Source organism: Paenibacillus sp. NN59, from assembly GCF_057597225.1.
This window is the reverse complement of the sequence record NZ_CP199678.1, coordinates 5928017-5940772: the sequence shown is the minus strand read 5'-3', so window position 1 is coordinate 5940772 and position 12756 is coordinate 5928017. Positions and strand designations below refer to the sequence as shown.

Genomic DNA, 12756 nt, shown 5'->3' with positions numbered 1-12756 from the left:
TACAACTGTATCCCACCAATGCTTTATTCCAATCTCTGTCTATATCCAACGTTATACATGAAATTTCATAGGATTACGAGGGGATATGTCATATTTTCCGAATATTCCATCAATTAATACAAATGAATATACGCTGTTTGCAGAAGAGGGCGTGGAGAGGGTACTTCATTTATGGCAGCTGCATGTTACTTCATGTCTCAACAAATGTGCAACAGATATGCAACGGATATGCTGAGAATCAATCTCATTTTACAATGTGTCACATGTACAAGCCCATACTCCACACAGTTTGTATAATGTAATTTTCGGCCAAAGCGATATAGTAGTATCTAACAAGTCAACCCGTTACGTTTGTGTAGGTTAACCTTCCATCAATCAACCTTGAAATCTTCTCCATCCATCCCATCTTTCCAAAGGAGAATGCCTATGAACTCTCCCTCTGTTGTATCTCTTCATCCATCCACGAGCGTTACCTCGGAGCAACGTCTTATCGATGTGGATCATGTTTCTGTCATCTTTGGCAGTGGTCCTCAGCAAGTAACGGCCCTATCCGATGTGACGTTCCATATTGCCCCCAATGAATTTGTCTCCCTGCTGGGTCCTTCCGGCTGTGGCAAATCAACATTACTGCGAATTGTTGCTGATCTTCTCCAGCCAACATCAGGCCGTGTTCGAATTGCAGGACAGGAACCGAAGCAGGCAAGATTGCAACGGCAGTTTGGTATCGTCTTTCAGACTCCGGCTCTGTTTGATTGGCGTACGGTGCGCCACAATGTAGAACTACCGCTGGAACTGCTAGGTACCCGGCGAAAAGAGTGCCGACGCATTAGCAGTGAACTGCTGGATATGGTTGGACTGACTAGATTTGCAGATCATTATCCATGGCAGCTGAGCGGAGGGATGCAGCAACGCGTGTCTATTGCACGTGCACTGGCGCTTGATCCACCCCTTCTATTAATGGATGAGCCGTTCTCTGCGCTGGATGAATTCACCAAAGAAAAGTTGCAGATGGAACTGCTTGAGATTAAACGTTCTACCGGTAAAACCTTCCTCTTTGTTACCCATAGCATCCCCGAAGCAGTTTTTTTATCGGACCGCATCATCGTACTCTCTGCCCATCCGGGCCAAGTGCATTCGATCCATCCCGTGAACCTTCCAGCCGAGCGAGAGGGCCAGTTGAGGGAAACCGAACCTTTCTATCAGATGATAACGGCGATTCGTAACTGTTTTCATGAGGAGCGTGATCAAGCCCATGTTCCTTCGTTTGTTTAGACCGGGTTACCGTACCTGGGTGATGATCTGGATCATATCGATTTTTGTACTTTGGGAAGGGCTGGCATGGATGTTACATCTGTTTATGTCTCCGCAGCAGGCCACTTCTCGTCTACCATATCTTCACGTTGTCATGGAGTCGTTCTTCCGTCACTGGAACACGCTGGCGGAGCAAGGTTCGGTTACCTTTGGCAATGCTGCCATCGGTTTTGCCGTAGGAACATTGCTGGGAGCATTACTGGCACTGCTCATGAGTACCACGGTCTGGATCGAACGCACGTTATCTCCTTATGTGGTGTCTTCTCAGATGGTTCCGGTGATCGGGCTTGCCCCGATCGTATATGGCATTATTCATAATGCGGAGTTGGCGCGAATTGTCATGGCGGCATATGTTACCTTTTTTCCGGTGATTATCCATACTTTAAAAGGTTTGAAAAGCGCTTCTACCCAGCATCTGGAACTCATGCGCGCCTATGGCACTTCGTGGAGAGCGCGTTACGTAAAGTGTTTACTGCCTTCGGCGCTTCCTGGTTTATTCTCCGGCATGAAAATTGCGGCTCCGCTCGCAGTGACCTCCTCGATTGTCGTGGAACTGATGGGAGCACCTGATGGACTTGGCGTACTGATGGTCAGCTCGCTGTATTATGGTTCAGCACAGGCGGGTATGTTCTGGGCAACCATCATGCTCAGCATGGGCATTGGGCTCATCACCTATCTGTTCATCAGCTTGGCTGAACACTGGCTTACTCCATGGCAGCCCGAATTCAGACCCAAAGGAGGGGAGTAGCCATGAGCGAAAGTAGCGTATTCCAGCCAAAAAGGGATGAAGGAACCACAAACGGAGTTACAGGGCATGCTCTTCCTGGCGAAAGGGGACAGATACAACAAGCAGAACATTCGTCCTCGTCTACTGATTATTTCCGCACAAGTACTTCGCGTATTGGCATGAAGGCCGGCATGCTGCTCCGCAACCTGTTGCCTTGGCTCGCAGGAGCGATTTTTCTAACATTGTGGCAACTGCGCTTCTTTCATGTGCTGCTGTCACTGGAAGATTATCAGTTGCCCGTACCCTCCGCCATTGCTATATCCATCCGGGACAATGCCGAGATGCTCTTCCGCTATGCCATCTACAGTGGTACCGAGATGCTGGGCGGGTTTCTGATTGGCTCGCTGCTAGGGGCTCTGGCTGCGATGGGAGCATCACTTTTTGCAAATAGTGGCAGGGCAGCCGTCACAGTCCTGTCTGCGCTGAATGCAGTTCCGATTGTGGCTCTGGCTCCGATCATGAACAACTGGTTCGGAGACGGGATTTGGTCCCGGATCGCCGTCGTGTCGGTCATCACGATGGCCGCGATGGCCGTCAGCCTGTTCAAAGGACTGACCTCTATTCAGCCGCAGTATGAAGAACTGCTGAGCAGCTTGGCGGCGAGCAGGAAACAGTTCTTTTGGAAGCTGAGGATGCCCCATGCGCTGCCATCTCTCTTTGCGGGTCTGAAAATCAACATGTCGACCAGTATTATCGGCGCGATTGTAGGAGAGTTTTTTATCGCATCCCAAGGGCTGGGTTACTTGCTCTCTGATCAGATTCGGCTCGCCAACATGCCGCTGGCCTGGTCCTGTATCGTCATCGCAGCGATCCTCGGCATTGTGCTCTATGAGACGGTGGTTCTGACTGAAAAGCGCCTGCTTCACTGGAGTCGTGCGCATACGTCAGCACAGTAGACAGGTATGTACAGAAAAAGTGAGCACATAGATAAGGATTCGATTACCCCTCCAATACAATTCTGAATGCTCCGTATTCTAGCGGGAGATTCGTTCTCCGTTTCGCGTACCGTTAACAAAATCCATATATAAACAGGGGGTTGTTCTGTACATGTACAAAACGTTGAAGCTGGGTTTAGGGATGTTGATCTTGTGTGTGGTGCTGGTGCTGGCAGCATGTTCTGCAAAAAGCGAACCAGCAGCGCAGCCAGCCGCTGCAAGCTCGGGTGGTTCAGGAACCGCGGAGCAACCATTAACCAAAGTGAAGATTCAGCTTAAATGGGTACCGCAAGCACAGTTTGCCGGAATATATGCCGCGAAGGAACAAGGTTTTTTTGCAGAGGAAGGCATTGATGCGGAGATTATTCCAGGTGGCCCGGATATCGTTATTGAGCAACAGGTCGTTAATGGTGCAGCCGATGTGGGCATTACGGGAGTGGACAGCTTGCTGGTCAGCCGGGATAACGGTCTTCCCCTCGTTTCACTTGCCCAGATCTCACAGAAGAGCAGCTATCGCCTGATCGCGAAGAAGTCAGCAGGCATTACCGATCCGGCACAGATGAAGGGCAAGAAGGTCAGTACCTGGTTTGGCAGTCAGCAGTTTCAGGTGCTTGCTTTTATGGAGAAAAACGGACTTGATCCGAAAAAGGATATTGAACTGGTGAAGCAGGGCTTTACGATGGATCAGTTTTTCAATGACCAGGTGGATGTGGCTACGGCCACGATTTATAACGAATATCACGTTGTACTGGAGAGCGGCACAAAAGAATCTGATCTGGACGTGTTCAACATTGAGGATGCCGGAGTCGGCATGCTGGAGGATACGCTGATTGCCAAGAAGGAGTGGGTGGAGAACAATCACGAATTGGCGGTAAAAGTAACCCGGGCTATCCTGAAAGGCTGGAACTATGCCATCGATCATCAGGATGAGACGGTGGACATCGTGATGAATAATGTAACCGAGGGCAGTACGACTCGTGAACATCAAGTAACGATGCTTGAAGAGATTGCCAAGTTGATTCGTCCGGAAGGGTTTAGCGAGGAACAAGTGGGAAGTTTTGTCGATGAATCGTTTACCCGAACGGCAGATATTGCACTGAAATACGGACTGATCAAGAAAGCAGCCAATTTGGATGAAGCACTAGAGAAGAGTATATATGAAGAGGCCGTGAAATAAGCCCGGAGGCCGGGCGGTTTGAAAGAACGGAGGATGTATAGGAGCCTTGAAATAGGCTGAGACACGGGAACATAGACTGAGGGATAAATCGATTGTTCTGGCATAGATCGAGTTGTCGGATGTACATGATCATGTGGATGGGCGTGACGTGGGAACATTGCTACACGCATCACATAGGAGAGGAGCGGGATGGATGAGTTCTGTGGATCAGCAAGCACAACGTCTGGGCGGTACGAAGGAAGAATGGCTGGAGAAGGATCGCAAATATGTCTGGCACCACATCTCGCCCCATAACGATCACCCGTTGATTGCCGTTAGCGGTGAGGGGAGCTGGGTTACGGATCAGGAGGGTAAACGTTACCTCGATGCCATGTCGGGCTTATGGTGCGTCAATGTAGGGCATGGACGTGAGGAGATTGCCAAACGTGCCTATGAACAGATGAAAACTCTCGCGTACATCCCGATGACACAGAGCCATGAGCCGGCGATTTTACTGGCTGAGAAGCTGAATGAATGGCTAGAGGGAGAGTATCGAATCTTTTTCTCCAATTCAGGTTCGGATGCCAATGAGGTGGCTTTCAAAATAGCCCGTCAGTTCCACCATCAGAACGGTGAGCCCGCGCGTCATAAATTCATCTCTCGTCACCGTGCCTATCACGGTAACTCTATGGGGGCACTGGGCGCAACGGGGCAAGCCGCACGCAAGATCAAATACGAGCCGCTCGGTGTAGGCTTCTCCCATGTTCCTCCGCCGTACTGTTACCGCTGTCCGTTTGGGAAAAGTAAGGATAGCTGCGGGCTTGAATGTGCCGCCATCTACGAGGAAGTCATTCAATGGGAGGGCCCGGAGACGGTGGCTGCCGTAATTATGGAGCCGGTGATTACCGGTGGCGGTATGATTGTTCCTCCGCCAGAGTATATGCGCAGAGTACAGGACATCTGCCAGCGCTATGGCGTGCTGTTCATTGTCGATGAGGTGATTTGCGGCTTTGGCCGCTCCGGGCAGAAGTTCGGTCACCAGAACTACGGTGTACAGCCGGACATCGTCACGATGGCTAAAGGCATGACGAGTGCCTACGCTCCGTTATCCGCCACGGCGATAAGAGCCGACCTGTATGACTCTTTTCGTGAGCCAGGAACGGATAACCATTTTCGCCATGTGAACACGTTTGGCGGGAATCCGGTATCCTGCCAGGTTGCGCTGGCGAATCTGGAGATTTTGGAAAGGGAGCAACTGGTCAGCAGGGCTGCAGAACTAGGTCAGCTGCTTGGCGAAAAATTGGAGCCGCTGCTTGAACTTCCTTCCGTAGGCGATATCCGTCTATTCGGATTCACCTGCGGCATCGAGATGATTGAGCCGGACGGTTCACCGGCGACAACAGAGAATGTCATGAAGGTGCTGGCTCATTGTAAACGGGAAGGCATCCTGATTGGTAAAAACGGAGACACGGTGCCGGGCTTTGCGAACATTTTGACCCTATCTCCGCCCTTTGTCACCACAGAGGAAGAACTGGACCTTATCGTAAGTCATTTGTTTACCGCACTTCGCAGTCTGGATGAGGGTAGGCATGAGTTGATTTAACGCGTGACAAGGAGGAGAGGAAGGATGCAGACCGTAACCGAGTTATCCATTAATCAGCTGAGGCTGAATGAACATATTGAACAGTTAGCTCAGATCGGCAAGATCGGAGAGACAGGGGTATGCAGGCTTGCCCTTACTCCAGAGGACATGGAGGGCATCAACCAAGTCAGGTTTTGGATGGAGAAGGCAGGCCTTGTGACTCGAATGGATGCTTTCGGGAATCTAATTGGTCGCCTTGAAGGCACGGATGCAGCTAGACCTATCCTGATGGTCGGTTCACATATCGACTCCCAGCCGTATGGAGGTCGTTATGACGGTGCGATCGGTGTACTCGGTGCGCTGGAGGCCGTACAGTGCCTGATTGAACAAGGCGTACAGCCGCGTATGCCGATCGAAGTAATTGCTTTTTGCGATGAAGAGGGATCACGGTTTAACAAAGGTTTATTTGGTTCCCGCGGCATTACAAACCAGTTGGAGGAGGGGGAGTTGGAACGCCAGGATAAAAACGGGGTGACTCGCCGGGAGGCGCTGGCATCCTTCGGGTGTTCGCCCTCAGAATTCACAGCAGCGGTGTACTCTCCCGGTTCCATTGGCAGTTATCTGGAGCTACATATTGAGCAGGGACCTGTACTTGAGGCTATGAATGCTCAGATCGGTCTGGTGACAGGCATCTCGGGTCCCCTCTGGCTCACGGTGACTATGAAAGGAATGGCCGGTCATGCAGGCTCTGTGCCGATGGGGATGCGTCATGATGCACTTGCGGGCAGTGCCAAAGTGATTGCGGCCTTTGATGATCTGGTCCGTGAAGATCCGGGAGCGCCCACTGTCGGTACGGTAGGAAGTCTGAGGGTATTTCCGGATTCAAGGAATATTATTCCGGAAGAAGTGAGCTTTACCGTGGATTTGCGTGACATGGAGATGGAGCGGCGTAATCGGCTGGAGGCCCGTTTGATGACATTGCTGGATGAAATCAGCTCTGGGTATGGTCTGACATATACGGTCACCGAGGATACCAATAGTGAACCGCGCTATTGTGCGGATTCCATGATGTCCGTCATTCGCTCTTCTGCGGAAGAGATGGGGGCAGTCATGCCTGAATTGATGAGTGGCCCGTTCCATGATGCGCTCGCTCTGTCTTATGTGTGCGATTATGGCATGATTTTTGTCCGCAGCAAGGACGGTATCAGTCATCATCCCAGTGAATATTCCTCTCCCGAGGATATTGCGTTAGGCACGGAGGTGCTCTATCGCACCATTCGCAAGATGTGCAACGGTAATCCACCAAAGGAGGCGGGATAACGTTATGGCAAAGATCAGCATCGGTTTGATTCAGGCTTCCCATGAGATTGAAGGGTCGGCCCCGGTTGAAGTGCATAAGGAGGCAGCTATTCAGAAGCATATTACACTTGTACGCGAGGCGGCAGCACGAGGGGCGAAGATCATCGGACTGCAGGAAGTGTTTTACGGGCCTTACTTTTGCACAGAACAAACACCCAAATGGTATGCATCCGCAGAACAGGTTCCCGAAGGGCCGACGACCCGGCGTTTTCAGGAACTGGCAAAGGAGCTTGCTGTTGTCCTGATTTTACCCGTGTACGAAGTAGAGGGTATTGCTTCTTATTACAACACGGCGGCGGTGATTGATGCGGATGGAACGTATCTGGGCAAATACCGCAAACATCATATTCCGCATGTGGAAGCGGGAGAAGGGACGAACGGCTTTTGGGAAAAGTATTATTTTAAACCCGGTAATCTTGGATATCCGGTATTTGATACGGCTTACGCCAAAGTGGGCGTGTATATCTGTTATGATCGACATTTTCCTGAAGGTGCACGTTTGCTTGGGCTGGCAGGGGCAGAGATTGTTTTTAACCCATCGGCTACAGTGGCAGGCACCTCGGAGTATCTATGGAAGCTGGAACAGCCAGCCCATGCGGTAGCCAACGGATACTACGTAGCAGCAATCAACCGTGTAGGCGTGGAGGCGCCATGGAACATGGGTGAGTTTTACGGACAGTCGTATCTGGTGGATCCGCGAGGGCGCATGGTGGCGATGGGGAGCAGGGATCAGGATGAAGTGGTCATTGGCGAGATGGATACGGAGTTGATCCGTGAGGTACGTAATGTGTGGCAGTTTTACCGGGATCGCAGACCAGAGACGTATGAACATCTGGTGAGCTTGTAGATCGGATCTAGAGCGTTGTGGCAGGAAGTATAGGCTTGGCATTTGTCAGGCATATCAATGGATGGTACGGCAGAAATCTTAAATCCGCGGGAGGTGCATGACATTGATGAACCGTTCTGGAACAGCATGGTCGGATTACGGCTGGGAAAATCGTTTTAGCGAGATGAAACCAGCCATGACCAATAAGGAAGCGATGGAAGAGTCCAACCGCTGTCTGTATTGTTACGATGCCCCATGTATTAAGGCATGTCCTACGGATATCAATATTCCTTCTTTTATCAAAAAAATAGCAACAGGACATCTCAAAGGGTCGGCTCGTACCATCATGGATGCCAACCCGGTTGGCGCGAGTTGCGCACGTGTCTGTCCTACAGAAGAGTTATGTGAGGGGGCCTGTGTACTGAACGAGTCCTCCAAACCGATCCGCATTGGTGATCTGCAGCGCTATGCGACAGACTGGGCAATGGAGAGGCATGAACCGCTGTTTCATGCAGCCCCGTCAAACGGGAGAAGTGTGGCTATTGTCGGGGCAGGACCGGCAGGGCTCTCTGCAGCACGCGAATTGGGCCGGGCAGGATATGATGTGACCATCTATGAAGCCAAGGCGAAAGGCGGCGGACTGAATACCTATGGCATCGTATCCTTCCGCCTGCCGGAGTCGATCTCCTTGTGGGAAGTCGAGCAGGTGGAGGCACTGGGAGTAAAGATTCGATACGGTGTACGGGTTGGTGTAGATATAGCGGCCCCCGAGTTGCTGGAGCAACATGAGGCTGTCATTCTCGCATGCGGGATGGGAGCGGTCCCGATGCTGGGCATTGAAGGGGAGAAGCTGGAAGGCGTTTATGATGCGATTGAACTTGTGGAATCGACCAAACAGGGTGTACCGCCGGCGCTGCATGGTCTGAATGTAGCTGTAATTGGAGCAGGCAATACGGCAGTGGATGCAGCGACCTGTTCGGTGCGTCTGGGTGCGGAGCGAGTACAGATGTTGTATCGGCGCGGAGAGCAACAGATGACGGCCTATGCATTTGAGTACACGTTTGCCAAGCAGGAGGGCGTGGAGTTTCGTTGGTTTACGATGCCGGAGCGTATTCTTGGAGACGAGAATGGCCGGGTTCGAGGGGTGGAGTGTGTGAAAATAGAGCTCGTGACCCCGCCTGGCGGCGGACGTGCGATGCCTGTGGCGGTGGAGAATTCAACCTTTATTATCGAATGTGACACGGTGATTCGGGCTATTGGACAGAATCGTTTGCTACCACTAATTGAGGCGTTTGAACTGAAGCATCATGGAGGTGTGGTAGAAGTCGAGGCACATACGTACCGTACCTCTCATCCTCAGGTGTACGCGGCAGGGGATGTCATTTTTGGCCAGGGTCAAGGAGAGGCCATGGTTGTTTCTGCGGCACAGCAGGGCAAATGGGTCGCTGCCTCGATCATGAAAATGCTGCCTGGTTGCTCGGAAGAGAGCGCGTAAGGAAGTCTGTACGCTTTCTCAGAAACTCATCTCCACAGGACTTCATACTGGCTCCTAATCGGCTAATGATCTCCAGACACCCTATTTCTGCAAAAACAAGGCATGTGAACTTCTAACGATCACCACAAACCTTATTTCACCCAAAACCCGCGGATTCAGGCCGGAAATGGGCAAAAACAGCAAAATAACGTTCCTACGGATCGTTAGAATTCCCAAAGGCTTAATTTTAGTTAAATAAGCGCTGTGGGGATCGTTAGATGGCTATCCTTGTTTACGTTCATCTTAGCAAGCGTAGATTCACTCCAAATCACATCAAGGAGGGTTCGATATGGCTGACTTATCCATCAATCTGGCGGGCATCCGGTCACCTAATCCATTCTGGCTCGCCTCGGCGCCACCAACCAATACCGGGTACCAGGTACAGCGTGCGTTTGAAGCAGGCTGGGGTGGCGCGGTGTGGAAGACACTTGGGGAGCCGATTATTAACACCTCCTCCCGTTTTGCGGCAGTACATTTTGGCGGCCAGCGTGTGGCAGGTTTTAACAATATTGAACTGATTTCCGATCGCCCCCTGGAGGTCAATCTGCGCGAGATCGCCGAGACGAAGAAACGTTTCCCTGACCGCGCAGTCGTGGCATCGCTGATGGTGGAACCAAAGCGGGAAAAGTGGCATGAGATTGTCAAAAAGGTCGAGGCCGCCGGCGTCGATGGCCTGGAGCTGAACTTTGGATGCCCGCACGGTATGGCAGAGCGAGGCATGGGCGCTGCATCAGGCCAACAGCCTGATCTTGTCGAACTGCAGACGATGTGGGTAAAAGAAGTGGCTACCACACCGGTCATCGTAAAGCTGACACCCAACATTACAGACATTACGGCAACAGCCCGTGCGGCTGTACGTGGTGGTGCAGATGCGATCTCACTGATCAATACAATCAATTCTCTCGCTGGTGTTAATCTGGACTCCTGGAACACCGTGCCGCATGTAGGCGGCAAGGGAGCACACGGTGGATACTGTGGCCCGGCTGTAAAACCCATCGCGCTTAACATGGTGGCAGAGTGTGCCCGTCACTCCGAAGTGGGTGTGCCGATTTCGGGTATCGGCGGCATATCCGACTGGCGCGATACGGCGGAATTTCTGCTGATGGGTGCGACGGGAGTGCAGGTATGTACGGCGGCGATGCACCATGGCTTCCGCATTGTGGAAGACATGATCGAAGGGCTGAACGATTATTTGGATGAAAAAGGACTTCAGAGTGTAGTCGAACTGGTCGGTCAGACCGTGCCAAGATACTCGGATTGGGGCAATCTGGATCTCAACTACAAAGTGGTTGCCCGCATCAATCGGGATGTATGCATCAATTGCAATAAGTGCCACATTGCCTGTGAAGACACCTCTCATCAGTGCATTGACATGTTAAACGATCCGTCCGGTGCTTATCTTGAAGTGGTCGAGGAGGATTGTGTCGGCTGTAATCTGTGTTCCATCGTCTGCCCGGTGGACGGTGCGATCGAGATGATTGAGCTTGCACCAGAACAGGAGCCGGTTACCTGGAATGAACGTCAGTCGGCGATTTCCCTGCTGCAATCTATTCATAATCCATCAGCCAAGGAGGCGATTTCATGAGTACACGTACATTAATTCGCGGTGGTATTTTGGTGACGGCATCGGATACCTTTGAGGCCGATATTTTAATCGCAGCAGGGAAAATAGCACAGATCGGTATCGGGTTAATCCCTGATGATCAGACAGAAGTACTTGATGCAACAGGCTGTTATATCATACCTGGCGGCATCGATCCCCATACTCACCTCGATATGCCGTTTGGCGGCACGGTCACAGCGGATGATTTTGCTACGGGCACAACGGCCGCGGCCTTTGGTGGTACCACAACCATCATTGACTTTTGTCTGACTCAGAAAGGCCGTCCCTTATCCGAATCCCTACAAGAATGGCATCGAAAAGCCCAAGGGAAAGCTGTCATTGACTATGGATTTCATCTGATGATTGGCGAGATGAATGAGCAGGTGCTGGAAGAACTGCCGCAGATGATTGAAGAGGAGGGCGTATCGTCCTTCAAGGTATTCATGGCATACAAAAACCAATTTCAGGCCGATGATGGCATTCTCTTTCAGACGTTGCAAAAAGCCAAAGAATACGGTGCACTTGTGATGGTGCATGCCGAGAATGGAGATGTCATTGACCTGCTTGTGGAGCAGGCGCTCGCTGAAGGTCACACAGCACCGATTCATCATGCACTGACCCGTCCTTCTATGCTGGAGGGAGAAGCAACGGGACGTGCCGCCCGTTTGGCCGCATTGGCGGATTCACAGCTGTATGTAGTGCATGTTACTTGTGCCGAAGCCGCCGAGCAGATCGCGCGCATGCGTGAGATGGGATACCGAATCTGGGGAGAGACATGTCCGCAATATCTGACGCTGGATCAGTCCATAATGGATCAGCCGGACTTTGAGGGTGCTAAATATGTTTGGTCGCCTCCGCTCAGGGAGAAGGGACATCAGGAAGCACTATGGAATGCGCTCCAAAGCGGACAATTACAGACCATTGGTTCGGATCATTGCTCGTTTAACTTCAAGGGGCAGAAGGATCTCGGCAAAGATGACTTCAGCAAAATTCCTAACGGGGGGCCTGTCATTGAAGACCGGCTAAGTATTCTATATTCGGAAGGCGTAGCCAAAGGCCGCATATCGCTCAATCAATGGGTGGATTTGTGCTCGACCAGAGCAAGCAAATTGTTCGGATTATTTCCTCAGAAGGGAACACTTGCGGTGGGTACGGATGCGGATATTGTTATTTTTGACCCTTCCGTAACCAGGGTGATTTCGGCGGAAACACATCATATGAACGTGGATTACAGCGCGTTTGAAGGCATGCAGGTACAGGGATGTCCAGTGACCGTGCTTTGTCGCGGCGAGTATGTGATACGGGATCGGCAGTATGTGGGCAATGCAGGGGCAGGAAAATATGTAAAACGTAATAAGTATGATGCAGGAGCACCGATTCCACCGAGGCAACCGGTGACTGCGATTCATGGGGGGCGGAACTAATGTCGAAACAGATGTCGGAGCACGAAGCATTTGAACTGGAGAAGCTGGACATTGAGCGATTGGTTGCACAGGGGTATCGAATCTGTTCGGTCCGGGAACATCTGGAGGGCGCTCATGTGACATGGGCACATCCTGATCTTCCAGAAGAGAATGTGGAGCAGCATGTGGGTACAGCCTCGGGCCGAAAGTGGTTCAGTCATATTCTCATACGTCAGCTACAGGAACAGCGTAGTGCATAG

General features: G+C 51.5%; 11 protein-coding genes. All 11 read left to right on the top strand.

What is annotated here, in order from left to right; all coding sequences use genetic code 11:
* Positions 1-426 precede the first annotated feature (426 nt).
* Complete coding sequence (locus tag ACT89M_RS25940; protein ID WP_308722707.1) at positions 427-1272, top strand: ABC transporter ATP-binding protein; 846 nt, start codon at positions 427-429, stop codon at positions 1270-1272.
* The gene (locus ACT89M_RS25935; RefSeq protein WP_308722708.1) at positions 1241-2059 is read left to right on the top strand and encodes an ABC transporter permease; all 819 of its coding nucleotides are present in this window, start codon (positions 1241-1243) and stop codon (positions 2057-2059) included. Before ACT89M_RS25940 ends, ACT89M_RS25935 begins: the two co-directional genes overlap by 32 nt.
* Positions 2060-2061: 2 nt before the next feature.
* On the top strand, positions 2062-2994 hold the full coding sequence (locus ACT89M_RS25930; protein WP_308722709.1) for an ABC transporter permease: 933 nt from the start codon (positions 2062-2064) through the stop codon (positions 2992-2994).
* 151 nt (positions 2995-3145) lie between these two features.
* Positions 3146-4210 carry an ABC transporter substrate-binding protein gene (locus ACT89M_RS25925; RefSeq protein ID WP_487344889.1) on the top strand — a complete coding sequence of 355 codons (1065 nt, stop codon included), beginning with the start codon at positions 3146-3148 and terminating at the stop codon, positions 4208-4210.
* 193 nt (positions 4211-4403) lie between these two features.
* Positions 4404-5792, top strand: coding sequence for an aspartate aminotransferase family protein (locus ACT89M_RS25920; protein WP_308722711.1), 1389 nt, complete (start codon positions 4404-4406; stop codon positions 5790-5792).
* Positions 5793-5816: 24 nt separating this feature from the next.
* Positions 5817-7091 (top strand): M20 family metallo-hydrolase, encoded by a 1275-nt coding sequence (locus tag ACT89M_RS25915; protein WP_308722712.1) that lies wholly within the window; start codon positions 5817-5819, stop codon positions 7089-7091.
* A gap of 4 nt (positions 7092-7095) precedes the next feature.
* The gene (locus ACT89M_RS25910) at positions 7096-7977 is read left to right on the top strand and encodes a nitrilase-related carbon-nitrogen hydrolase (protein WP_154891978.1); all 882 of its coding nucleotides are present in this window, start codon (positions 7096-7098) and stop codon (positions 7975-7977) included.
* 106 nt (positions 7978-8083) lie between these two features.
* Positions 8084-9451, top strand: coding sequence for an NAD(P)-dependent oxidoreductase (locus ACT89M_RS25905; protein WP_154892009.1), 1368 nt, complete (start codon positions 8084-8086; stop codon positions 9449-9451).
* A 328-nt stretch (positions 9452-9779) separates the two neighbouring features.
* Positions 9780-11075 carry an NAD-dependent dihydropyrimidine dehydrogenase subunit PreA gene (gene preA / locus ACT89M_RS25900; RefSeq protein WP_487344888.1) on the top strand — a complete coding sequence of 432 codons (1296 nt, stop codon included), beginning with the start codon at positions 9780-9782 and terminating at the stop codon, positions 11073-11075.
* Entirely contained in the window at positions 11072-12517 is a 1446-nt protein-coding gene (gene hydA / locus ACT89M_RS25895; RefSeq protein WP_308722713.1) for a dihydropyrimidinase, read from the top strand. Before preA ends, hydA begins: the two co-directional genes overlap by 4 nt.
* Entirely contained in the window at positions 12517-12756 is a 240-nt protein-coding gene (locus tag ACT89M_RS25890; RefSeq protein ID WP_253499646.1) for a hypothetical protein, read from the top strand. Before hydA ends, ACT89M_RS25890 begins: the two co-directional genes overlap by 1 nt.